This window comes from Ralstonia pickettii (assembly GCF_000607165.1).
GTDB classification, from domain to species: domain Bacteria; phylum Pseudomonadota; class Gammaproteobacteria; order Burkholderiales; family Burkholderiaceae; genus Ralstonia; species Ralstonia holmesii.
Genome location: NZ_JFZG01000024.1, coordinates 357,837 through 380,991, shown reverse-complemented (window position 1 = coordinate 380,991; position 23,155 = coordinate 357,837). Strand labels below are relative to the sequence as shown.

24 protein-coding genes and 1 pseudogene are annotated in these 23,155 nt (G+C 65.3%); 12 read left to right on the top strand and 13 right to left on the bottom strand.

The annotated features are described in order from the left end of the window. Nucleotides 1-29 precede the first annotated feature (29 nt). Complete coding sequence (locus tag BG83_RS0119295; protein WP_024978239.1) at nucleotides 30-1,409, bottom strand: FAD-containing oxidoreductase; 1,380 nt, start codon at nucleotides 1,407-1,409, stop codon at nucleotides 30-32. A 187-nt stretch (nucleotides 1,410-1,596) separates the two neighbouring features. Beyond that, entirely contained in the window at nucleotides 1,597-2,031 is a 435-nt protein-coding gene (locus BG83_RS0119290; protein WP_024978238.1) for a hypothetical protein, read from the bottom strand. A 199-nt stretch (nucleotides 2,032-2,230) separates the two neighbouring features. Between BG83_RS0119290 and BG83_RS0119285 the strand changes: the two genes are divergently transcribed. Continuing rightward, nucleotides 2,231-2,740, top strand: a complete 510-nt coding sequence (locus BG83_RS0119285) for a DUF1697 domain-containing protein (RefSeq protein ID WP_024978237.1) — start codon at nucleotides 2,231-2,233, stop codon at nucleotides 2,738-2,740. Nucleotides 2,741-2,746: 6 nt separating this feature from the next. On the opposite strand, the gene BG83_RS0119280 is transcribed toward BG83_RS0119285, so the two are convergent. Further along, nucleotides 2,747-3,607 (bottom strand): c-type cytochrome, encoded by an 861-nt coding sequence (locus BG83_RS0119280; RefSeq protein WP_024978236.1) that lies wholly within the window; start codon nucleotides 3,605-3,607, stop codon nucleotides 2,747-2,749. Nucleotides 3,608-3,686: 79 nt separating this feature from the next. Continuing rightward, complete coding sequence (locus BG83_RS29555; protein ID WP_024978235.1) at nucleotides 3,687-4,022, bottom strand: hypothetical protein; 336 nt, start codon at nucleotides 4,020-4,022, stop codon at nucleotides 3,687-3,689. 87 nt (nucleotides 4,023-4,109) lie between these two features. Between BG83_RS29555 and BG83_RS0119270 the strand changes: the two genes are divergently transcribed. Continuing rightward, complete coding sequence (locus tag BG83_RS0119270; RefSeq protein ID WP_024978234.1) at nucleotides 4,110-4,565, top strand: lysozyme inhibitor LprI family protein; 456 nt, start codon at nucleotides 4,110-4,112, stop codon at nucleotides 4,563-4,565. 4 nt (nucleotides 4,566-4,569) lie between these two features. Here BG83_RS0119270 and BG83_RS0119265 read toward each other — a convergent pair whose 3' ends face one another. Further along, nucleotides 4,570-5,361 (bottom strand): 5'-methylthioadenosine/adenosylhomocysteine nucleosidase, encoded by a 792-nt coding sequence (locus BG83_RS0119265; protein ID WP_024978233.1) that lies wholly within the window; start codon nucleotides 5,359-5,361, stop codon nucleotides 4,570-4,572. An 83-nt stretch (nucleotides 5,362-5,444) separates the two neighbouring features. Beyond that, complete coding sequence (locus BG83_RS0119260) at nucleotides 5,445-6,131, bottom strand: DJ-1/PfpI family protein (RefSeq protein ID WP_024978232.1); 687 nt, start codon at nucleotides 6,129-6,131, stop codon at nucleotides 5,445-5,447. A gap of 100 nt (nucleotides 6,132-6,231) precedes the next feature. Here BG83_RS0119260 and BG83_RS0119255 point away from each other — a divergent pair, with 100 nt between their 5' ends. From BG83_RS0119255 to BG83_RS28895, 3 genes and pseudogenes are all read left to right on the top strand, one after another. After that, entirely contained in the window at nucleotides 6,232-7,167 is a 936-nt protein-coding gene (locus tag BG83_RS0119255; RefSeq protein ID WP_024978231.1) for a GlxA family transcriptional regulator, read from the top strand. A 132-nt stretch (nucleotides 7,168-7,299) separates the two neighbouring features. After that, entirely contained in the window at nucleotides 7,300-7,458 is a 159-nt protein-coding gene (locus BG83_RS29725) for a hypothetical protein (protein WP_200869058.1), read from the top strand. Nucleotides 7,459-7,545: 87 nt separating this feature from the next. Next, nucleotides 7,546-7,851, top strand: a pseudogene (locus BG83_RS28895) (DUF72 domain-containing protein); the annotation flags it as partial. Nucleotides 7,852-7,877: 26 nt separating this feature from the next. On the opposite strand, the gene BG83_RS0119245 reads toward BG83_RS28895, so the two are convergent. The 3 genes from BG83_RS0119245 to BG83_RS0119235 form a co-directional block, all read right to left on the bottom strand. Then, entirely contained in the window at nucleotides 7,878-8,363 is a 486-nt protein-coding gene (locus tag BG83_RS0119245; RefSeq protein ID WP_200869057.1) for a winged helix-turn-helix transcriptional regulator, read from the bottom strand. Between the two features lie 148 nt (nucleotides 8,364-8,511). Beyond that, entirely contained in the window at nucleotides 8,512-9,852 is a 1,341-nt protein-coding gene (locus BG83_RS0119240; protein ID WP_024978229.1) for a sensor histidine kinase, read from the bottom strand. Next, entirely contained in the window at nucleotides 9,849-10,592 is a 744-nt protein-coding gene (locus BG83_RS0119235) for a response regulator (RefSeq protein WP_024978228.1), read from the bottom strand. The genes BG83_RS0119240 and BG83_RS0119235 overlap by 4 nt, the downstream gene beginning before the upstream one ends. A gap of 208 nt (nucleotides 10,593-10,800) precedes the next feature. On the opposite strand from BG83_RS0119235, the gene BG83_RS0119230 reads away from it, so the two are divergent. From BG83_RS0119230 to BG83_RS0119220, 3 genes are all read left to right on the top strand, one after another. Beyond that, a complete protein-coding gene (locus tag BG83_RS0119230) occupies nucleotides 10,801-12,588 on the top strand; it encodes a cytochrome c biogenesis protein DipZ (RefSeq protein WP_024978227.1) in 1,788 nt (595 codons plus the stop codon). Nucleotides 12,589-12,793: 205 nt separating this feature from the next. Next, the gene (locus BG83_RS0119225) at nucleotides 12,794-13,210 is read left to right on the top strand and encodes an organic hydroperoxide resistance protein (RefSeq protein ID WP_024978226.1); all 417 of its coding nucleotides are present in this window, start codon (nucleotides 12,794-12,796) and stop codon (nucleotides 13,208-13,210) included. Nucleotides 13,211-13,277: 67 nt separating this feature from the next. Further along, the gene (locus BG83_RS0119220; RefSeq protein WP_024978225.1) at nucleotides 13,278-13,832 is read left to right on the top strand and encodes a thioredoxin family protein; all 555 of its coding nucleotides are present in this window, start codon (nucleotides 13,278-13,280) and stop codon (nucleotides 13,830-13,832) included. A 34-nt stretch (nucleotides 13,833-13,866) separates the two neighbouring features. On the opposite strand, the gene BG83_RS0119215 is transcribed toward BG83_RS0119220, so the two are convergent. Further along, nucleotides 13,867-14,670: an enoyl-CoA hydratase gene (locus BG83_RS0119215; protein WP_024978224.1), complete on the bottom strand. Its 804-nt coding sequence runs from the start codon at nucleotides 14,668-14,670 to the stop codon at nucleotides 13,867-13,869. 337 nt (nucleotides 14,671-15,007) lie between these two features. Here BG83_RS0119215 and BG83_RS0119210 point away from each other — a divergent pair, with 337 nt between their 5' ends. Next, nucleotides 15,008-15,934, top strand: a complete 927-nt coding sequence (locus BG83_RS0119210; protein ID WP_037032106.1) for an MASE4 domain-containing protein — start codon at nucleotides 15,008-15,010, stop codon at nucleotides 15,932-15,934. 31 nt (nucleotides 15,935-15,965) lie between these two features. Here the strand turns inward: BG83_RS0119210 and BG83_RS0119205 are convergent, their stop codons facing one another. The 3 genes from BG83_RS0119205 to BG83_RS0119195 form a co-directional block, all read right to left on the bottom strand. Further along, entirely contained in the window at nucleotides 15,966-16,883 is a 918-nt protein-coding gene (locus BG83_RS0119205) for a DMT family transporter (protein WP_024978222.1), read from the bottom strand. Nucleotides 16,884-17,037: 154 nt separating this feature from the next. Then, a complete protein-coding gene (locus BG83_RS28355) occupies nucleotides 17,038-17,799 on the bottom strand; it encodes a hypothetical protein (RefSeq protein ID WP_024978221.1) in 762 nt (253 codons plus the stop codon). A gap of 63 nt (nucleotides 17,800-17,862) precedes the next feature. Beyond that, nucleotides 17,863-19,113 carry a glycosyl hydrolase family 28 protein gene (locus BG83_RS0119195; protein WP_024978220.1) on the bottom strand — a complete coding sequence of 417 codons (1,251 nt, stop codon included), beginning with the start codon at nucleotides 19,111-19,113 and terminating at the stop codon, nucleotides 17,863-17,865. A gap of 361 nt (nucleotides 19,114-19,474) precedes the next feature. Between BG83_RS0119195 and BG83_RS0119190 the strand changes: the two genes are divergently transcribed. From BG83_RS0119190 to BG83_RS0119180, 3 genes are all read left to right on the top strand, one after another. Next, the gene (locus tag BG83_RS0119190) at nucleotides 19,475-20,017 is read left to right on the top strand and encodes a hypothetical protein (protein ID WP_024978219.1); all 543 of its coding nucleotides are present in this window, start codon (nucleotides 19,475-19,477) and stop codon (nucleotides 20,015-20,017) included. Nucleotides 20,018-20,155: 138 nt separating this feature from the next. Continuing rightward, a complete protein-coding gene (locus tag BG83_RS0119185; RefSeq protein WP_080693700.1) occupies nucleotides 20,156-21,307 on the top strand; it encodes an ABC transporter substrate-binding protein in 1,152 nt (383 codons plus the stop codon). Between the two features lie 263 nt (nucleotides 21,308-21,570). After that, nucleotides 21,571-23,136, top strand: a complete 1,566-nt coding sequence (locus tag BG83_RS0119180) for a methyl-accepting chemotaxis protein (RefSeq protein WP_024978217.1) — start codon at nucleotides 21,571-21,573, stop codon at nucleotides 23,134-23,136. The last annotated feature ends 19 nt before the right edge of the window (nucleotides 23,137-23,155 follow it).

Here is a 23,155-nt window from a genome sequence, read left to right as displayed (position 1 = left end):
CCTTTGTTTTTTGAGCGCCATGCCCGGCGTTATTGCACCGGCTCCATGCTCTGCAGCAACGTGGGAATCAGCTCCGACACCGTCGGGTGAATATGCATGGCGCGGCTGATGGTCGTGTAAGGCGCCTTGGCATACATCACGTCGAGGATCGAATGCACTGCCTCGTCGCCACCCACACCGAGGAGCGACGCACCCAGAATCTCGTGCGTCTGCGCATCGACCACCACGCGCATGAAGCCCTGGCTCTCACCCTTCTCCACCGCACGGCCGACGCGTGTCATGGGGCGGTTGCCCACCAGCAGCTTGCGACCCGATTGCTTCGCTTCCGAAAGCGACATGCCGACGCGCGCAAGCGGCGGGTCGATGTACATGGCGTAGCCCTGGATGCGGTCCGACACCTTGCGCGGGTCGCGGTCGAGCAGATTGGCGGCCACGATCTCGTAGTCGTTGTAAGCCGTGTGCGTGAACGCGCCGCGACCGTTGCAATCGCCCATGGCCCAGATGCCGGGTACGTTGGTGCGCAACTGCTCGTCCACGCGGATATTGCCGCGCTTGTCGATTTCCACGCCGGCCTTGTCGAGCCCAAGATCGTCGGTATTGGGCACGCGCCCGACCGCCATCAGCAGATGCGAGCCCGACACCTCGCGTGCGCCGCTGCTGCAGTCCAGGCCAACCACCACGTTGGCGCCGTCACGCCGCACGCTCAGGCAATCGGCGTTGACCTGCACGTCGATGCCCTCGGCTTCAAGAATTTCGCGCACCGCCTGCGATACGTCTTCGTCTTCGCGGGCAATCAGGCGCGGCCCGTTCTCGACAATCGTCACGCGCGCACCGAAGCGGCGAAACATCTGGCCGAACTCCAGCCCGACGTAACTTCCCCCAATCACGACGAGGTGCTCGGGCAGAAAATCCACGTCCATCATGGTGGAGTTGGTGAGAAACGGCACCTGATCGAGCCCCGGCATCGGCGGCACCAACGCCCGGCCGCCCACGTTGATGAAGATGTGTTCGGCTTCTAGCAGTGCGTCGCCAACGCGCACGGTGCGCGCGCTCTCGAAGCGGGCGTGGCCCTGAAAAACGGTGCCGTGCTCCAGGCCGCGCACCCATTGTTCGACGCCATGGCTGGAGTGGCCGGAAATTTCATCCTTGCGAGCCTTGACGCGCTGCATGTCGACGGTGACGCCGCCGTTGATCACCACGCCGTATTCAGCCGCACGCTGCGCCATGCGCGCCGCATAGGCGCTGGCCACCATCGCTTTCGTGGGAATACAGCCGGTGTTGACACACGTGCCGCCAAAGCGGCCGCGCTCGATGATGGCCACCTTCATGCCCGCGCCGGACAAGCGCGCCGCCAGCGGCGGGCCGGCCTGTCCGGTGCCGATGATGATGGCGTCGAAGCGTTGCGTCATGGCGCTCTCCTTCGTGTGCGGGCCAATCGCGGCCGTCTCGGTATGGTAGGCGGCGCACGTGGCAACGGCGAGTCGCGGCGACAGGTTTTACCGACGCAGCGGGCGACGCACGCGGACAGCGCCGTCGCGGGAAGGAAAGCAAGAAAGCGGCCGTGGCGCTCAGTGGCGAGCGCAACGGCGCATCAGATCAATGGTGGTGATGGTGTTTGCCGTGGCGACGGTAGCCGCGGCCGCGGTCGTCGCGGTCGGAATACGAATTGCGCTGTACGTTGCCGCCGAGTGCCGCACCGGCGCCGCCACCCAGGCCCGCGCCAACGATGCCGCCCGTACGGCCGCCCATGGCATTGCCCGCAGCCGCACCCACGCCGCCGCCCAGCGCACCGCCCACGATGGCGCCCTTGCGCTCCCGGCCGTTGGCCGTCAATGCGCCGCCGGCGCCGCCGCCAACAGCACCGCCGATGACCGAGCCAGTCTGCCCGCCCAGCGCGCCGCCCACGGCCGCCCCGCCTGCGCCACCCAGCGCGCCGCCCAGCGCATTGCGCAAGTCATCCGCCGCAGCGGGCAAAGCCGTCAGGCCGGCGAGTGTTGCCACAATCAGGGCAGGTGCAATTTTCTTCAACATGGTGTTCTCCTATGCGCAAATGCAGGATGCAGCACTCAAACCAGCACTGAGAGGCCGGTCCGGGCTTGATGAGTTCGGGGCGAAGAATACAAGTCACGCAACAGGGCGGGTTAAACACATTCGTCAATCTCGTAACAGAATGTTGCCAATCCGAGCCCGCCCCTAAGCCATTAATAAGACAGACAGAACAGGAGAACCCATGCCCAGCTACATCGCCTTCCTGCGCGCCGTGAACGTGGGCGGCACCGGAAAACTGCCCATGGCCGAACTGCGCGCGATATGTGAATCGATCGGCCTGAGCGGCGTACGCACCTACATTGCGAGCGGCAACGTGGTCTTTCAGAGCCGGCTGGCGGAAGCGACCGTCAAGGCGAAGCTGGAACGCTGCCTGGAGGATTACGCCGGCAAACCCGTGGGCGTGCTCGTGCGCACGGGCGCGGAATTGGCGGCGGTGCTGGAAAACAATCCCTTCAAGATCGCCGCGCCCAACCGGACGGTCGCCATCTTTCTGGATACGCCGCCGCCGGCCGATGCATTGGCCGCCGCCACCGGCTGCCGGACGGAAGAGATGGCCCTGGGCACGCGCGAAATCTACGTGCACTACGGCGACGGCATGGCCGATTCCAAACTGAAGATCCCCGCCGCCAAGACGGGGACGGCCCGCAACATGAACACCATCGCCACACTGGTCGACTGGGCAGCCGACTAGCGCCGGTCATTGCGCTGCTGATTTGCGCTTGGTCATGTGGTGCAAGTACGCCAGCAGATCGTTGAGTTGCGCATCGGACAGCGTTTTCTCGTCGATGGCCGACATGCGGGCGTTGGGCCACCAGCGCAGCGATTGCGGATCGCGGATCAGGTGGCGCAGCTTCTCGTCGCCCAGGTATTCCACCGGGCTGTACGGCACGTTCAGGTCGGGGCCAAGGTTGGCATCGCCGGCGCGGTTGAGCGTGTGGCACGAAAAGCAGACGCGCTGGAACGTGGCGAAACCGCGCATGACAGGGCCATCTGCGGGCAACCCCGCCGCGGGGCGGATGGCCGCAAAGCGCTCGCCGGGCAGCGCGGCAATGTCGATGCGCACGATGCTGTAAGTCCACAGGCTTTCATTCACCACCGATGCCTTGGCCGGCGGCGCCGTCCAGATCAGGCGGAACGGGCCGATGTCTTGGCCCTTGAGCGTCGGCCACGGCGAGGCCGGGTCTTCCACGGCCAGCCACGCGCGCGGGCCGTCGACGCGGTCGCCCAGCAGCAGGCGCATCGGCAAGTGTGATACGTAGCCGTCGCTGGCGGCGGTGGTGGCGCTGGCATCCGGGCTGACAGTCTGCCCACGGAACAGCTCCGTCACCGGGATCGCCTTGAAGGTCAGGCGGCGCTTCAGGTTCTGGTCTTCCACCGTCACGCTGGTGAGGTGCGGATCGTGCAGCAATGCATCGCGCGACAACGTGCGGTGCTGCGTGCCGATGTTGACAGTCAGCGTCGTGCCGTCAGCGGCGGTGTCAGCCGCATGGGCGACGCTGCCGAACGCTACGCATGCGCAGAGCGCCCATGCGGCCGTCGTTGCAAGCCAGTTCTTCATGAGGTCTCCTGTGGGCAAATTGGGCCATTTCGTTGCGACGAGAGTGTAGGCAAGCGCACGAGGTTTGGCACGGTTTTCGTTATCGATACCGCTGTGCTTCCACGCGCTGCCTGACAGTCTGCAGCGCGGCATCGAGCCGGTCGAGCGCGACGGAGCCCAAGGCCAGCCGCAGCGCGTGCGGCACCTGCTTCGACGTCGCAAACGGCTCCGCGGTCGACACGGAGATGCCATCTTCCTGCAGCGCCACGGCCACGCGGTCGGCGCAGACCTCGGGCGGCAGCGCCAGCCAGACAAAGTACGACGCAGGATGCGTGACCAGCGTCAGGCCAGCCAGCGCCTTGCGGGCAATCGTCTGGCGCCCGTCGGCGAGAAAGAAGCCTACGTGGAAAACGCCCTGCGCAACCTGCGGCCTCACCTGCCTGGCTGATCGCGGGTGCGTTGGCCAGCCGATAGACTGGACGGCCCCTTCACGCATCGCAGACACACGATCAGGAGTCACTTCTTGAACACGCTGACGACACTGAAGACGCTGGCCCTTCCCGTTGCCGTTGCGCTGCTGGCACACAGCACCGGGGCGTTCGCAGCCGAAAGCCTGGCCAATGGCGTCAAGCGCCGCGCACCGCAGGGCATTTCCACCAAGCTCTATGCCTGCGTCGACAAGGCGCCGGACAATCCGGACGCAATCGGCGCATGTCTCTCCGCAGAAAAGACCGCGCAGGACGAGCGCCTGAACCGCGCGTACCAAACGCTCTCGAGCAAATTGAACGGCAAGGCGAAAGACGCCCTGGCGAGTTCCGAGCAGGCGTGGCAGGATTTTCACACCAGAACGGCCGCCCTTGAGACCGCCATCTACGGCAAGGACAAGCTCGACGATCTGCAGCGCCTGGAGAACGAAGTCTTCCGCCTGAGCGAACGCGCCAACGCACTCGACAAGTATCTGGCCGCGAAGGGGCAATAGCCGCTCAGGCCCCGGCGGTCATCGACAGCCAGTTGCGCAGGATGGCCACGCTGTAGCGTGAATCCACCTGTGCGATGAACTGCGCGAAGTCCACGCTGGCCGCGTCATCCGCGCGGTCGGAAATCGTGCGGATGGCAGCAAATGGCACGCCCCATTCGTGGCACACCTGCGCCACGGCGGCGCCCTCCATCTCCACGGCCAGGGCGTCCGGCAATGCCGTACGCAACACGGCGCTCTCGGCCGAGGTGCAGACAAAGCGGTCCCCGCTGACGATGAGCCCACGATGCACCTGCGGCGCCGCAATTCCGAAGGCCCGCATGACATCTGGACCCAGCAGCGCGTGCGGGTCGGCCAGCACAGCGCCGGCGCTTTCCAGCAGCCCGCCGGCGAGCGACACGTCGGCAGGAAAACGCGCCATGCCGGTCAACGGAATCTCCCAGCGCGGAAACAGCGGCGAGGCATCGACATCGTGCTGCAGCAATTCTTCCGACACCACGACGTCGCCCACGGCCACGCCCGGTGCCAATGCGCCGGCCACGCCAGCAAACACCACGGCGCGTACGTTGAACTGCGTGATCAGCACTGCGGTGGTGGACGCCGCTGCCACCTTGCCGACGCGCGACAGCACCACAACGACCGCGTGGCCGTCCAACTCGCCCGTCCAGAAATCGCGGCTGCCGATGTGGATGCACTGCGCGTCGGACAGCCACGTCAGCAGTTCGTTGATCTCTTCATGCAGGGCAGCAACGATGCCAATCGGGCCACGGGCGTTGGGCTGGGAAGACGGAGTGTTCATGCAGGATGCGGCGCCGGCTTGAGGCGTGGATACGTCGAAAGACGCCATTGTCGCCGCAATCCGGCGCGCGCCGGCGCCGTGGCTCAGAGGCGCTGCGCCGCCCGTTGCACGGCGTCGTGGCGATCCGCACGCAAACGATCGAGCCGCGACGTCACCGCTTCGAGAATCTCCGGTTCTGCGCGCTCGGGGCGGCCGCAATCGAACGGCGGCGCGGGAGCGTATTCGATACCGAGCTGCACGGCCTGCGCGTGTTCGACACCAGCAATGTCCGCCATGACCGTCAGCGCCATGTCGATGCCGGCCGTCACGCCACCGCCGGTGATGAGGTTGCCGTCACGCACCACGCGGGCTTCGTCCACCGTGGCGCCAAACGCCGACAGCAGGTTGCGCCACGCCCAGTGGCAGCCCGCGCGCTTGCCCCGCAGCAACCCTGCCGCGCCCAACACCAGAGAGCCAGTGCAGACTGAAGTGACATAGCGCGCGCCATCGGCCAGGCGCCGGACTTCGCGCACAAACTCGGCGTCTTCCATGGCTTCGATCACGCCAAAACCGCCGGGCACGCAGATGAGATCGGCATGCGGAATATCCACCAGCCGCTGCACGTTCGAGATGGTGAGGCCACCGTCGGCGTGAATCTCTCCGCCGGCCGCCGAGGCGACCACGCATTGCGCGCCGGGCAACCGCCAGAACACTTCGTGCGGGCCGGTGAAATCAAGCTGGGTGACACGGTTGTACAGCGCAAAGACAACGATGAACGGGGAAGTCGTCATGGTTCAGCTCTCCTGAGAGTGATGCGGTGGTGGGTTGACGCTTCACAGAATCGCGCTCTATCGTGTTGGCAGCAATGACCAGTCTCCCACTTTTTCTGCCATGGCCCATCGCATCGCTGTGCTCATCTTTCCGGATTTCCAACTGCTCGACGCTGCCGGGCCGGTGGCGGCATTTGAAGTGGCCAGCCGATATCGGGACGATCACTACGCGCTGCGCATGATTGCCGCCCAGGCCGGCCTCGTCCGCAGTTCTTCCGGTGTGCGCTGGGATGCCGACGCCCTGCCGCCGGCCAGCCAGGTCGACACGCTGCTCATTGCCGGCGGCGACGGCGTGGACGCCGCCATGGCCGATGCGCGCACGCGCCGCTTTGTACAGCGCTGCGCAGCGCGCGGCGCACGCGTGGCCAGCGTGTGTTCGGGCAGCCTGCTGCTGGCCGCCACGGGCTTGTTGAACGGCCGGCGCGCCACCACCCACTGGAGCCGCACCGAGCAGTTCGCGCGCACGTTCACGCAAGTGCAGCTCGAACCCGACCACATTTACGTAAACGACGGCCCGATCTGGACGAGCGCCGGCATCAGCGCCGGCATCGACTTGGCGCTTGCCCTCATCGCCGAAGACCTGGGCGAGCGCCTGGCACGCGCGGTGGCACGGCAGCTTGTCGTGTACTACCGGCGGCCCGGAGGTCAGTCGCAGTTTTCAGCGCTGAATGAGATGGATTCGGCACGCGGTCGCTTCAAACCGCTGCTGGATCATGTGCGCCGCAACCTGAGTGCACCGCATCGCGTAGGCGATCTGGCCGAGCACGCCTGCATGAGCCCGCGCCATTTCGCACGCGCGTTTCAAGTCGAAACGGGTCTCACTCCGGCAAAGGCCGTGGAAAAACTGCGCGTGGAGGCAGCCCGCGCCGCACTGGAAAGCGGTGCGGTTTCCATGCAGCGCGTTGCTACCGAGTGCGGTTTTGGCGATACCGAACGCATGCGGCGCAGTTTTCAGCGCCTGTTGGGCGTGCCGCCATCTTCCCTGCGCGACCGGTAACACCATTTAACCCGCGTCGCTCCGCCATTCGCCCGTCTTGGGCCCGAACTTTGCGTCCGCACCCCGACGCCGCCCGACACCAACAAGAGGGGGCCGAAACAAGGAACGTAAGGAACCAAGGAGGAGACGCGTATGGACACTCGGGAAATGCTGGCCATCGTGGGAGTTACGCTGGCCGTGATTACAGCCTATTCGCTTGCCCGCGATCTGACGGACGAGCCGCTGGGCCTGCTAGCGCCGCAAAGTGGCCTTGTGCACGTGCAAGCGCAGGTGAATGCGCCGCATCAGTGACGCGCAGGGCGCGCAAACGCCACCGCACCGCCCTGACCGAATGGCCGCCGCGCCTAGTGGAAGACATCGCCCGCGCGGCTCGCAACAATGACCATCCGCATTGGCATCTCTGGGTGGCGCCATGAAGGGTGGCGCGGCGTGTTCGATCCGGAAGATCTGGCACAGCGCCGCGAGCTGGAATATGCATCGCGCCGGTTCGACACCATCGAGATCAACGGGTCGCACTACTCGCCGCAATCGATCACGAGCCGGCAGGCCTGGCATGACACCGCGCCCGACGGCTTCGTTTTTGCGGTCAAAGGACCGCGTTACCTGACTCACATGCTGCGCTTTCGTGACGAGACGGCGGTGCCGGCGCTGGCCAACTTCTTCGCTTCCGGGGTGCTGGCGCTGCGGCCCGTGCCTGAGCGCTACCGCGTTCAGCCCGCTTTCGCCCGCTGGCGCTTCGTCTCCTTGACGGCCGTCGGGTGGACGACCGCCGTATCCTCCGGAGCCAGCGCTCGCCCATCCTGCGCGCGGAGTTCAAGTCGCGGCACCGGCTTACCCGTTGCCTTCTCAACCAGCACAACGTGCGCCTCATCGGGCCCAAAGCAGAACGCTTCGCCCCATTGCCGCAGCGCCACCAGCAGCGGAAACAGCGCACGCCCTTTCTCGGTCAGCACGTAGTCCTGATACGCACTGCCGTCAGCCGCCGGCACCGTTTCGAGAATGTCGTGCGCCACAAGGTTGCGCAGCCGCACCGCCAGGATGTTCTTTGACAGCCCGAGACTGCGCTGAAACTCTCCAAAGCGGCGCAGGCCGTCAAACGCATCGCGAACAATCAGCAACGACCACCAGTCGCCAATGGCGTCCAGCGGCCTGGCAACGCCGCAAAGAGAATCCGCGTGGCTCGTACGTTTGACCATCTTTATCGCGCATACCGTGCGCCCTCACATTCAATGTGGTTGCAATATAAAACCGACTCGGTTATCCCGCAACGGGCGCATTGCGCAACAACTTACATGAGGACGAGGCAACGCATGTGCCAACTGCTACCCCCAGCGTTTCCAGCCCTTATTCGCGTGGTGCTGACAGGGCGGCCTGACCGAGCCTGACTTCCGCCACCAGCCCACCACCCTCGCGGTTGCGCAACGTAAGCCCGCCGCCTGCGGCCACTGCCAACTGCTGGGCAATCGCCAGGCCCAGCCCCGTGCCGCCCGTCTCTCGGCTGCGCGAATTCTCCAGCCGCACAAACGGCTGCAGCACGGCATCGAGCTTGTCTTCGGGAATACCGGGCCCGCGGTCGCGCACTTCGATCACCACGGCTTCGCCGTCGCGGCGCACATCGACTTCCGCCGCGCCGCCAAACTTGATGGCGTTGTCGGCGAGGTTGGTCAGCACTCGGCGCAGCGCGTGGGGGCGCGTGACGATGGCGCCGGCGGCGTGCTGCTCCAGCGTGACGGGCTTCCCGGTGTCCTGGTAGTCGTACACCAGGCTTTCGACAAACGACCCGACGTCGATGCGCGAAGGCTTTTCACCATCACCATGCGCACTGCGCGCATAGGCCAGGCCCTCCCGCACGAGCGTTTCAATCTCGGCCAGATCGCTCAACAGCTTGCGCTTCTCTTCAGAGTCTTCCGCAATTTCTGCGCGCAGCTTCATGCGCGTGATGGGCGTCTGCAGGTCGTGCGAAATGGCGGACAGAATCTGCACGCGCTCTTCAACAAAGCGGGCAATGCGCTGGCGCATGGCGTTGAAGGCGTGTGCGGCGCGCGCCAGTTCGGTCGGGCCGGTCTCGTCCAGCGGCGGCGTCTGCGCATTGGGGTTGAGCGCATCGGCAGCGTCGGCCAATGCCACCAGCGGGCGGATCGACAATCGCACCGCAAACCAGCAGCACACGATCAGCAACAGCAATTGCACCACCAGCACATACGGCAGCCACTGCGCGATGGGCGTCATGCGCGGGTGCACGTCAATGGTGAGCGTGCTGCCGTCGCTTAGCGTGAGGTGCGCCTGCAGTTGCTTGTCGTCGCCCGGTATCGACTCCACTGTCACGGGAAAACGGCCGCCGCTGGCCTCGCTGATGCGCGCGGCGATGTCCTTGCCGCGCTGCGTCATCTCGGGCCCGCCCGGCGAACCTGGGCCGAGGATGTACTGATAGTTGCCGCGGTTCAGGCGCGCCAACCACTGCGGGCGCTCGTCCGCAGGCAGGCGGTCAAGGATGGCGATGGCCGTGGACACATCCGTCTCGAGCGTACCCAGCATGACCTCCCGCGCGCTCATGTAGCGCTCGGAAAACAGTACGGCAAACGACAGCGCATACGCCACCACCAGCCCCGCCAGCAGGATCACGAACAGGCGTGAGCCCAGCGTGCGCGGCCATGCCCAGGCACGTGCGCTCGTTGCTGTGTTCATTGGCGCGCCTCCTTGATCTCCACCGGCTTGGCAAAGACATAGCCCTCGCTGCGCACGGTCTTGATGTACGCCGGATCGCGCGCATCGTCATTCAGGCGCTGGCGCAGGCGGCTGACCAGCAGGTCAACGGATCGCTCGAACATCTCAGCCTCGCGGCCCTGCGTGAGGTTGAGCAGTTGATCGCGGTTGAAGACGCGCATCGGGTGGTCGACAAACACGCGCAGCAGGCGGTATTCCGCACCGCTCAGGGCGACGATGGTGCCCTCGGCATCGATCAGGTGGCGCGCGGTGGTATCGAGGTGCCAATCGCCAAAGGCCAGCATCTGCCCCGCTTCGGAAATCTGCAGGTTGGGTGGCAGCATGCGCGTGCGGCGCAGCACGGCCTTGATGCGGGCCAGCAGCTCGCGTGCAGCAAACGGCTTGGCCACGTAATCGTCAGCGCCCATTTCCAGGCCGATGATGCGGTCGGTCTCGTCGTCGCGCGCGGTGAGCATCAGCACGGGCGTGGCCTTGTGCTTGCCAGCGCGCAGCTCGCGACACAGCACAAGGCCGTCGTCGCCGGGCAGCATCAGGTCGAGCACGATCAGGTCGACGGTGTTGGCCTCCAGAAACGCACGCATGTGGCGCCCATCGGGCGAGGCAGTCACACGCAGCCCGTTCTTGGTGAGATAGGTCGAAACGAGTTCGCGGATCTCGCGGTCATCATCGACGATCAGGATGTGGTCGACGTGGGCGTCCATGGGGGTGACCTCGGCACGATGGAAGGTGGAAGGAAGGCGCTATTTTGCGCCTCTCGGTGTGACGCAGCGGGCCCGTGTTGTATCGGAATGCATCTGGCGGACGCGTTTGTACAGTCCGATACAAAGTCGCCCCTGCGGTGATACAAGCCAGCTACGCGCGCGGCGTCTGATGGAGGCAATCCCGATCCCTTGCGGAGGAATGTCGATCATGAGCCTGCTGATACTCGCCTACCTGGGCGGTGCGCTGACCATCCTGAGTCCGTGCATCCTGCCCGTCCTGCCGTTTGTGTTGAGCCGCACCGGCCAGCCCTTTGTGCGCGGCAAGCTGCCAATGCTCGCCGGCATGGCGTTCACCTTTGCCGGCTTTGCCACGCTGCTTTCAGCCGGCGGTGCGTGGGCAGTGCGCGCCAACGAGGTCGGCCGGTTTGCGGCGCTTGCGCTGCTGGCGGTGTTCGGGCTGTCGCTGCTGTGGCCCAGGCTGGCCGATCTGATGGCACGGCCCGCCGTGGCGCTGGGCAACCGGCTGGCCGGGCAAGCGGCGACGGGCGGCACATCGGCCGAGCCTTCGGTAGCGGGCTCGCTGCTGCTGGGCGTGGCCACGGGGATGCTGTGGGCGCCCTGCGCCGGGCCGATCCTCGGCTTGGTGCTGACCGGCGTGGCGCTCAAAGGGGCGAGCGTGTCCGGCGCGTTGGCCCTGGCGGCCTACGCCGCGGGCGCGGCCACATCGCTGGCGGCAGCGCTGGGGCTGGGCGGGCGTGTATTTGCCGCCATGAAGCGCTCCATGGGCCTGGGCGAATGGGCGCGTCGCATCATGGGCGCAAGCGTGCTGGGCGGCGTAGCACTCATCGGGCTGGGGGCAGATACCGGTCTGCTAGCGCGCCTATCTTCCGGCAGCACCACGCAGCTTGAACAGGCGCTGGTGAACGGGCTGGGCGGGCTGGGCGGCCTAGGCGTACGCCGCCCTGCGCCACAGGCGAGCCTGAACGTGGTGTCCGAAGTCAACGCTGCACCTGTGGCCCTGCCCAGCGGCTTGCCCGTGGAGGGCCGCGTGGCGTCGTTCGACGGCGCGGTGCAGTGGCTCAATTCCGCACCGCTCACAGGCGACCAACTGCGCGGCAAGGTCACGCTCGTCTATTTCTGGACGTACTCGTGCATCAACTGCATCCGCACGCTGCCTTACCTGCGCGCGTGGGCCGACAAGTACAAGGACCAGGGCCTGACCGTGGTGGGCGTACACACGCCGGAATTCGCCTTCGAAAAGTCACCCGAGAACGTCGCCCGCGCCGTCAGCGGCTTCCGCGTCAACTTTCCGGTGGCCATCGACAGTAACTACCGCATCTGGAACGCCTTCCACAACAGCTACTGGCCGGCCGCGTACTTTGTCGATGCCCAGGGCAACATCCGGCACCACCAGTTTGGCGAGGGCGATTACGCCGCCTCTGAACGCGTCATCCAGGCTCTGCTGGCCGAGGCCGGCAACAAGCAGGTGGCAGGCGGCGTGGTCGCGCCCGATGGCCCCGGGGCGCAGGCTGCACCAGACCTGGACAACGTCCGCTCGCCGGAAACGTACGTCGGTTATGCCCAAGCCGCACGCTTTGCATCGCCGGGCGGTGTGCAGATCGGCACGTCGCACGCATACAGCGTCGGCAAGCTCGGCCTGAACGATTGGGGCCTGTCTGGCCAATGGACGATCGATGCCGAGCAAGCCACGCTCGACCGCGCCGACGGCAGCATCGTCTACCGATTCCACGCGCGTGATCTGCACCTCGTGCTCGGGCCGGCTGCCGACGGCCGCGCCGTGCGCTTCACCGTCAGGATCGACGGCAAGGCCCCCGGCGACAGCCACGGCGCCGATACCGATGCCCACGGCAATGGCGCCATCACCCAAACGCGCCTCTACCAGCTCGTCCGCCAGGCCGGCACGGTGGGCGAGCACACGTTCGAGATCCGCTTTCTTGATGCGGGGGCACATGCCTACGCCTTCACCTTCGGTTGATGCCGCCGCCAACGCCGCTATGCGCGCGGCGTTTTTGTACGCGTTTGTATCCAGCCGCGACAGCGATACACGCCCAGACAGAAAGGCCCTTCCGCGCTACTTCGGGGATACGTCAGCCCTCTTTAATACGTCTCGTGGCTCCGGCAACAAGCCAACAACGCAAATCCAACCTCCAGTCTTTCCCCTTCATCAAAAGGAGATCACCATGACCCGCATCGAAAACGTTCTGTACACCGCCAAGGTCAACGTCACCGGCGGCCGCGATGGCCAGGCCCACAGCGACGACGACCGCCTGAGCCTGAAGCTGTCGCCCCCGGGCAGCAGCGGCCGCGGCACGAACCCCGAGCAACTGTTTGCCGCGGGCTGGTCGGCCTGCTTTATCGGCGCAATGGGCCGCGCGGCCAGCCAGATGAAGATCAAGCTGCCGGCCGACCTGTCGCTGAACACCGAAGTCGACCTGGGCACTACCGACGATGCGTTCTTCCTGCAAGCACGCCTGAACGTGAGCCTGCCCGGCCTGGACCGCGAAGTGGCGCAGGCCGTGGTGGAAGCGGCTCACCAGATCTGCCCGTATTCGAAGGCTACGCGCGGCAATATCCACGTCGAGCTGAACCTGGTCTGACGCTTCGCATGGCCCGCCGCCAGCGGCTGGCGGGCCCTCACCAGCAATCTTTCAGGGAACCCACATCATGCGCACGACCCTCCGCGCCGCCCTTGCGGCACTCACCATCGGCGCCGTCTACTTTGTCGGGACTGGCGCGCCCGCCTTCAGCCAGACCGCCGCGACCGGCGCGGCGGCACCCGAATTCACCGGCATCAATCAGTGGCTGAATTCGCAGCCGCTGTCGATGAAGGACCTGCGCGGCAAGGTCGTGCTGGTGGATTTCTGGACGTACTCGTGCATCAACTGCCTCAACACGCTGCCGCACGTGAAGCAGTGGTACGACAAATACAAGGATCAAGGCCTGGTCGTGGTGGGCGTGCACACGCCGGAATACGCGTTCGAAAAATCGACCGCCAACGTGCAGGAAGCGCTCAAGCGCCTGGACGTGCGCTACCCGGTCGCGCAGGACAACAGCTATGCAACGTGGTCGGCCTTCCACAACCAGTTCTGGCCGGCGCTGTACCTGATCGATACCGATGGGCGCATCGTCTATCAGCACTTTGGCGAAGGCCGCTACGCCGAGACGGAAGCCGCCATCCAGAAGCTGCTGGCAGACCGCAAGCCGCAGAAGCCTGCGTGATGAGGCTGCGGGAGAAGTCCCGCCCCGACGGCGCTTAAGAACGCCAGCGGGCGGGGCGTTTTTCCAGGAAGGCGTCGATGCCCTCGCCCGCGTCTTCTTCCATCATGTTGCGTGCCATGACATCGCCTGCGTAAGCATAGGCATCGGCAAGCGGCATCTGCCGTTGCCGATAGAACATCGCCTTGCCGTAACGGATGGCGACGGGGCTCTTCGAGACGATGTCCGCCACCTTGCGAGCGACCACATCATCCAGCTCGGCAGCCGGCACGGCCTCGTTGATGAGGCCCCAGTCAGCGGCCGTAGCCGCATCGATAAAGCGGCCCGTCACCAGCATGTCGAACGCGCGCTTCGCAAGCACGTTGCGCGACAGCGCCACCGCAGGCGTCGAACAGAACAGGCCGACGTTGATGCCTGACACTGCAAACCGCGCCGCATCCGAGGCGATGGCGAGGTCACAACTGCCGACCAACTGGCAACCCGCAGCGGTTGCCACGCCATGCACGCGTGCGATGACCGGCACCGGCAGCGCCTGAATCGCCTGCATCACCACACTGCATCGCGCAAACAGCGCCTGGTAATACGCAAGCTCGGGCGTGCCGCGCATTTCACGCAGGTCGTGTCCGGCGCAGAAGGCCTTGCCCTCGGCGCCGAGCACCACGCAGCGCACCGCCGCATCTCGCGCAATGTCGTCCAACGCGCGCTGCAGCGCATCAAGCATGGCTTCTGATAACGCGTTGAACTGCAGGGGCCGATTCAGCCGCAGGGTGACAACGCCGTCGCGGTCATCGCGCAGGACGGGTGCCTCGGTGGCGGTGTTGGTGGTGGGGTGAGGTTGCATGCGCACTCCTTTGCAGGCTGGTGCCCTGGGGTGGGCACCAGTCTATCTCTGCTGGATGCGTGCCGCACTCAGGCGTAGCCAGTAGCTGCCGGCTGGCTGTCGGCCACCACCCCGGGCCGGCGCGCCAGACCTGAAAGGCCTACCCCTTCGCCGCTTTGACATTGGGCAGGCTGCTGACTATCACGCGTCTATAAGACGTCAGCCGTCGGCACCCCGCAAAAATGCGCCGGACTCACCATCGCGGGCCGCCGCCTGGCAGCACAATCGCATCGCAGTCGCACAGCAAGTCACACCACAAGCAAACGCGTGACACAGTCACCGCAAGGGGGCCAACGTGATGTCGGAAACGCTGGACATGCAGCGAGGCTTGTTGCTGAGCCTCTCTCCAGGACGCCGGACGTACTGGATGGCGCAAGCGGTGGCTTTGCTCTCGCTCGTGGTACTGGTGTCGGCCGTGCCGTTCGCCAAGGTGCAGTTGGCGCAACTTCCGTCGTTCGTGCCGATTTACGAGTCGGCCCTCATCCTCAATGACTTGATTACCGCGGCGCTGCTCTTCGGGCAGTTCGCGATCACGCGGTCGCGCGCGATGCTGGCGCTCGCCAGCGGCTACCTGTTCACGGCGGCCACGGCGGTGGGGCACTTGCTATCGTTTCCGGGGCTGTTCGCATCACGCGGCCTGTTGGGCGCCGGGCCGCAGAGCACTGCCTGGATCTACATGTTCTGGCACGCGGGCTTTCCGCTGTTTGTCATCGCTTACGCCGTGCTCAAGGGGCGGGAAGAGCGCGAGCCCGGCCGCTTCCCAATCCACACGCTGACGCGACAAACGGCGCTGGGCACCGTGGCGGCCGTGCTGGGCGCAGCGGCCACGTGCGTGGCGCTGGCCACCGCCGGCGAACATCTGCTGCCCGCCATCATGGCGGCCAACCGCTACACGCCCGTGATGGGGATCGTGGCGGGCGGCACATGGTGTTTTTGCGTGGTCGCGCTGGTCGTGCTCTGGCGCAGCCGCCCACACCTGACGCTCGACATCTGGCTGATGGTGGTGCTGTGCGTGTGGATCTGCGATGTCGCGCTCAGCGCCGTATTCAACGGCGGGCGATATGACCTCGGCTTCTATGCCGGCCGCGTGTTCGGGTTGTTGGGGGCGAGCCTTGTGCTGCTGCTGTTGCTGATCGAGAACACGGTGCTGCATTCCCGGTTGGCAGCGGCGCGGGCGGAACTCAGACGGCTGGCGGCGAGCAATGTTGGAGATCGGAAGGGCTGACGCGGTGATGCGGTGACGCGGTGACGCCGCGCTACACCCGCCGCACTTGGGTGGCCCGGCCCGGCATCGACATCGCCGCCACCCCCACCACCACGCACGCCAGCCCGATCCACGCCGAAGACGGCAACGATTCCCCCAGAAACACCACGCCGATCGCCACGCCAATCGGCACACGCAAATAGGCCTGCGCGGTGGTACCGATCGCCCCCAGCGTCTGGATGAGCCGGAAGTAGATGGTAAAGGCCAGCGCCGTGGAGAACGCCGCCAGCGCCACCAACGCCGTCAACGAACGCACGGAAGGCTGAAGCGTCCAAGGGTGATCAACAAGCAGGCTCGCCGGCGTGAGCACCAACGCCCCCACCAGCAATGAGCCGGTAGCCGGCGCCGCAGGATGCAGCCCCTTGAAAGACCTGCCGTAGATCGCCGCACCTGCATAGCAGGCCGTGGCCGCCACGATAGCCAGTTGCGGAACAAGCTGCCCGCCCAGCCCATCGAGCGCGCTCGGGCCAATCACCAGGCACGTGCCGACAAACCCGGCAATCACGCCGATCAGCTTGCGCAACGACACCGGCTCGTGCCGCGTGATGAACGCCGTCGCCACAAACACCATCACGGGCGACGTCGAATTCAGGATGGTCGCCAGACTTGCCCCAACCGAGCACTCGGCCCACGCGATGAGCGTGAAGGGCACAACGCTGTTGAGCAGCGCCTGCACGCCGAAGCGCATCCAGACTCGCCGGTCGCGCGGCATGCGGACGTTGCGACTGCGCATCCACACCAACAGCAGCGTCGCTGCGATCAACGTTCTGGCGGCAATGAAAGTGAGCGGCGGAATGGTCTCCACGCCTATCCGGATGAAGGTGTACGACGCGCCCCACAGGGTCGACAGCGTGAGGAGCAGGGCCAGATCGGTAGCGTGGCCGGATGGGGGCGTGTCGGTGTGCGGCACGGAGTGCCCTCCTGTTTGGCGGCTGCAGCCGCAATTTCGTACCGGAGGATCGTAGCGGGGATGGGCTTTGGTCGTGCGGGAAACGGTTTGGTGTGGAGCGAAGTGTGGGTGGGAATGCGACGGAGCGCGTGGACAGCGCAGTGACACTTCAGTCCTACTTCATCCGCCGCTCCGCATACCCCCTAACCACCCCGCGCAACACCCCCACCATGTACTCCCGGTGCTTCTCCTCCTGCGCAGGATTGCTCCAATGCGGCACCGGATACCGCTCGCCCTGCAAGGTCACGCCCTGTGCATCCGCCACCCGCTGCCGCCATTCCTGCAGCACCTGATCGAGCTGTGCATCGTCGTTCTGATACCAGGCCTGTGCCACGCGATCGCCCAGCACGCGTTGCCGCAGGCGGTCGCGCTGTTCGCGCCAGATGGCGATGCGATCGATATCGACGGTGGCGGCCTGTATGTTGCCGTTCAGGTGCTGGGCAGCCAGCAGCTCGTCATGCGCCTGCATGTATGCCTGATACCGCTCGGCCAGTTGTAGGGCTTCCGCAAGCGCGGTGGGCGGGAGTTTGCTTTTGAGATAGACCGCCAACTGTTCAGCGCGGTCACCGTCAGGCTTGAGCAGGAAGATGTTGAACACGTTGAGCAACGCGGTATCCACAACCAGCGTTTGCTGCTCTGAGATGGCAAGCGCAGGAGCGATGCCCACGCGGGACGATGTTGTGCTCGGCGCGTTTGCGGGCTGGGCGGATAAGACAGCGGCGCTTGATGTGTGCGACTCAGCGGCAGCGGCGTTTTCCGATTCAGGCAGCGGCGTCGAGAACACGCCAATCGACAAGCCGATGACGGCCGCAAAGGCCGCAGCAGCGCACAGATACAGGCCTTGCCCGTCGCGCAGGGTTTCAGTTCGGATTCGCATTAACGGTGCCCGCGCCATGCAGGGCCGTGCGGCGCCGCTGCATGGCGAGGTACGTGCAGCCGATCAGAACGAACAGCTCGGCACGCTGCCCGACATCGTGAAGCTCGACGTGGTCACGCCGGTGCCCGACGGCACATCATTGGACTTGTAGAGGCCGACATTGGCGTACTGGTCACCGCTTTGCGCCGTGGCATCCAGGCTGACGTTGGCCAGGTACGCATTGACCGGGAAGCTCGCGTTGCGGCCGTCGATCTTCGTGTATGCGCCCGACACCGATTGCGTGGAATACGCACCGTTGACGACGATGTTCGACAGCGACGGGCTGCCACCCGTGGTGCACGCGTTGTAATTGGTGTCCATCACGATCAGGTGCTTCACGCCGGTCATGCAGGTATTGACGTAGCTCACCTGCTTGACGGTGAGCGAGCATGGGCCCGTCTTGACGTTGATACCGTTGTTGTTGGTGGACTGCGTGCCGCTCAGGTCATTCCCGTACACGTAGTTGTTCGTGAACAGGATGTTCGACACGGTGTTCTTGTCGATGCTGCCCACGGACAGACCATGCGTGCCGTGCAGCCGCGTGTTCGACACCGTCACGTTGGAGATGTCGCCCGAGTTGGTCTTGACGGCAATGCCGTCGTCGCCGGCCTCGATATCGGATTGCGTGACGGTGGCGTTGGTCAGGCTGTCGATGTCGATGCCGTCTGCGTTCTTGCGCGTGGCCGGCGTGCGGATGGACACACCCCAGGCGGTAAAGCCGTTGCCGCCTTCCACATACAGGTTCGGGTGCGCGGCCTGCGCCAGCGTGACGTTGTAGACGATGAAGTTGCTGATGTTGCTTGCCTGCACCAGGCGCGGCGTGCCGGAGATGATGTCGCCACGGCCATCCACCGTGCCCGGGCCCATGAGCGATGCATTGGTGCCCGTGAACGACAGCAGGTTGGCGTTACCGCTGTAGCTGTCGTTGCCGAACAGCGTCACACCAGAATTGATGACCAGCCCTGCCCCGCTAATGGACAGGCTGCCCGTGTAGAACGCGTCATTCGAGCCCGATGCGGCCAGCACCACGCTCTTGCCGGTGCCCTTGCAGTCGGTCAGAGCCTGCTGAATGACGCTGGTGTCGTCCGACGAAGACGACGGCGGCGACGCGCGCTGCGAGCTTGAATACCGCGCATTGATCGTCTTGCAGACGCCCGGATACGCCGGCTGCGTGACGGTGCGGCTATCGCCCGTGGCCAATGTCTGCGCCCCCGCGGAGCCAGCGGCCAGCAAGGATGCGGTCAGGATCAACCCGACCTTGGTTTGCATGTTCATCGATGTCTCACTCCTGTCTTGGTGTTCGGCACCGCAACGGCAGCGTGTCGGTGCCACCTGGGCAGACCGCACCCTCGGCTCAAGATATATCAGAGCAAACAAATTGGTATATCAGTGAGGAAAGTTGAGAATTCAGTCGAGGGGCCATCCGATCTGCGTTTCGCCGCCGAAGATGTGTCCGCAATTACGAATGCACAAAGCCGTATCGCCAGGCTGGAGGGTGACGCGGCGGCGGCGGTTACCTAAGATGCCGCCCTCTCGGCAGGTCGCTACAAGTGGTCATGCCGGGCCCGACGCTCATGCGCACCACCGCGTGCATGAACGTCAACCCCCGACCGCCACTCAGTGCAATCCACTCCCGATGTCGAAGATCAGCAGCGCGAACGGTATCCCGCCACGGCATGACAGCCCGCCTGGCGGGCGGCTTGCAGGGCTGCCGGCGCGCGCTGCACCGTCACCCGACTGCGCACCCAGGGTGCCCGGTCCGGGTCTGGCGCAACTGCCTAAATCCACCGCTGCACGTCAGCCCGCCGCGCCAACCCGGGTCAAAGCCTTGCGGACGCTGGAAACGCGGCAGCGCCTGCACCGCTTGCGCAAAGAACTCAGCAAGATTGACCCTCCACCGGCCTGTGCCGAAGACGCCCATGCCGACATCCTCGCGGCCATGGCGCGCGCCGGCTTGAGCGGCTGGGCGTTACCGGCACTGTCCGACCCCGCCAATGCACGCCATGCAGATGGGTCGGTAGTGGTGTCGCTGGTGTCTCACGCCATCGTCTTCAATGCGGGGGGCGCGTTCCGCATCTTCGATCTGCTGCCCCCGGGCAGCGTGTACTTTGAGTTGGCCGGGCACAACGGCGCTGCGTTTGTGCTGCCGTGCGGCTGCGCCCTCGTCGCGGCCCGTTAGCGCACGACACCACCGTCCGCAGCCCGCGCATCCGGTATCTCAAAAATTCTCGCCTCAGGGTTATCCGCCATTTCGGCCGGCGCTCACCTTTTCGACACTCCTGCCACACCACCAATAAAACAAGGGGCGGAGACAGGTATGGACCGGAGGCAATTCGTACGGAGTTCGATAGCACTGGGCGGCGCAATGATGCTGTCGCCCATGGCACGCGCGGCGGAAGCCGGCGTGTTTGCAGACAAGATCGTCTTTGGGCAGACGGTCGGGTTCGACAGCGTGTGGGGCGGGCTGTACAAGAACTACACCAATGGCCTGCTGGCCGGCTTCGAGCAAGTCAACGCCCAGGGCGGCGTGGCCGGGCGCAAGTTGGTCGTCAAGCGGCTGGAAGACAACTACCTGCCAGAGAAGGCCGTGGCCAACGTTAAGACGCTCATGCAGGAAGGCGTGTTCGGGCTGGTGTGCATGGGCGGCACCGGCAACACCATCGCCGCATTGCCGCTGCTGGAGCAATACCGCCTGCCGATGGTGGGCGCCATGACCGGCGCTACCGCCGCGCGCAAAGCCAGCGCACCGCTGTTCCATACGCGCGCCAGCTACGCCGACGAAGTCACGAAGATGGTGCAGCACGCCACCACCATCGGGCTCAAGCGCGTGGCCGTGGTCTACCAGGACAACCCATTCGGTTCCGGCAATGCCGACGCCGCCAAGGCTGCGGCCAGCAAGTTCGGCGCACAGATCGTCGCGCTCATCCCGCACAACGCCAAAGGCGACGACATCGACATGGTGGTCGACAAGATTGCCGCCGCCAACCCGCAGACCACGCTGCTGTTTACGTCGCCCACCTCCGTGGCCGACATGCTGATGCGCTACCAGGCCAAGCACGGCCCCGTGCCGTTGCCGCAGCCGTGGATCCTGTCCGTTACCACGCCCAAGACCGTGTTCGAGAAAGCCGGCACGCTGGCCCATGGCGTGGCTGTCACGCAGGTCATGCCCGGCCCCAACGTGCGGACCCAGCCGCTGGTGCGCGCGTTTCGCGAGGCCAATGACAAGTTTGGCGACCACAGCAACCAGACCTACGAAGCGGTGGAAGGTTTTCTCACCGCCCGCGTCATCGTGGAGGGCCTGCGGGCCTGCGGCAGCAACCCCACGCGCGACGCGTTCATCCAGGCGCTCGAAGGCTTCGGCACGCGCGACTTCGGCGGCGTGCGCGTCCATTACGACCGCAACAATCACGCCGGGCTCGACTACGTCGACGTCACCATGATCGGCAGCAACGGCCACCTGGTCGGCTGAGCCATGCGCGGCTTGTAAGCTCAACGGCTTGACGCCCGCCCGCCGCCGGAGACGTTCAATCCGGCGGCGGGCACGTCGTTTTGGGTGACGGGCGTTGTAGGCCGATCGCCTCCCTCGGAAGAGTTACTCCCACACCGCCACCAACGCGCGCTAAAGAACCCGCGCGCCACCGCCGTTACCTGACAGTGGAGACAATCTCGGCAGGCCAGCGCGCAGCGGGATTGATATATCAGAACGAATACAACACAAGAGGAAGTGCCCCCATGCCATGGTTCGCCAGTCTCAAATTGGGTCACAAGCTCATGGGCTTGTTGCTGCTCTGCGCAGCCACCACGGTGGTTGTTGGGGTGGTCGGTACCGTCAAGGTGCGCGAGCTCGCCACCATGCAGACGACGATGTATGAGAGCGAAGTCGTGCCCATCCGGCAGATTGGCACCGCCGCGTGGCAAGCGGCTGCGCACTATCGGCGGCTGTACGACTACGTTGTGAAGACAGACCCGAAGGGCCGCGAAGACACGCTGGCCTTCAACAAGGGTGGCGAGGCCGCCATCATCGCCGCGTTCGACTATGAACGTGCGCACCCGTTTGACGATCGGCAAAGGCAATTGCTGGCGGATTTTGATGCCACCTGGCCGGTCTATCTTGCTTCCGTGCAGAAGGTGGAAACCCTGGCGCGCCAAGGCGACCAGCCCGCTGCGCTTGCCGAGATGCAAGCCAACACGGATGGCTTACACGTGAAGATCCGCAAGATCCTGATCGAATTCTCCAACCTGCGCGATGCCTCGGCCAAAACACGTGCCGAAGCGGGCGTCGCACTCGTTGCCGGGGTCACGCGCTGGATTGTGGGTTGCGCGGCGGTGGGCGTGGGTATCGCGCTTGCGCTGGGCCTGGCCGTTGCCCGATCGATCGTGCGGCAGATCGGGGGCGAGCCCGCGCAGGTTGCGCGCGTCGTTGTGCAAATTGCCGGTGGCGACCTGCAAACACGTGTCGATACGCGCGCCGCCGACCGGCAGAGCATCCTGCATGCGGTCGTGCAAATGCAGGGCAGCCTTGCAGCGGTGGTCGGGTCAATTCGCACGAGCACGGAATCGGTGTCTGTGGCATCGCGCGAGATTGCCAGCGGCAACGTGGATCTGTCCTCGCGCACGGAGCAGCAGGCTGCCTCGCTTGAGGAAACCGCCTCGAGCATGACGCAGTTGACGCAAACCGTGAAGCAGAACGCAGACAACGCGCGCCAGGCCAATACACTCGCCGCACTCGCCACGGAAAAAGCAGACGCCGGCAACGACGCCATGCAAGGCATGGTCAGCACCATCGAAAAAATCAGCGGCAGCTCGACCAAGATCTCGGAGATCACCGGCGTGATCGAGGGTATCGCGTTCCAGACCAACATCCTCGCGCTCAATGCCGCGGTGGAGGCCGCGCGTGCCGGCGAGCAAGGCCGCGGCTTTGCCGTGGTGGCTAGCGAGGTGCGCAGCCTTGCGCAGCGCTCTGCGTCCGCCGCCAAGGAGATCAAGACATTGATCGGAGCATCCGTGTCGATGATTCAGGACGGCGCAACGCAAGCCTTGGCCGTCGGCTCCACCATCGGGCAGGTGAAAGACGCGATCAAACGCGTGTCCGACATCGTGGGCGAGATCACCGCCGCGTCGGACGAGCAGACGCGCGGCATTGAGCAAGTCCACACCGCGATTCATCAGATGGACGAGGTGACGCAGCAGAACGCCGCGCTGGTGGAAGAAGCTGCTGCGGCTGCGCAATCGCTGGAGGAACAGGCGGGCAAGCTCAAAGACGTCGTGTCGGTGTTCAAGCTGGTGGGGGCAGGCTGATAAAGTCACCTCCTCTTAC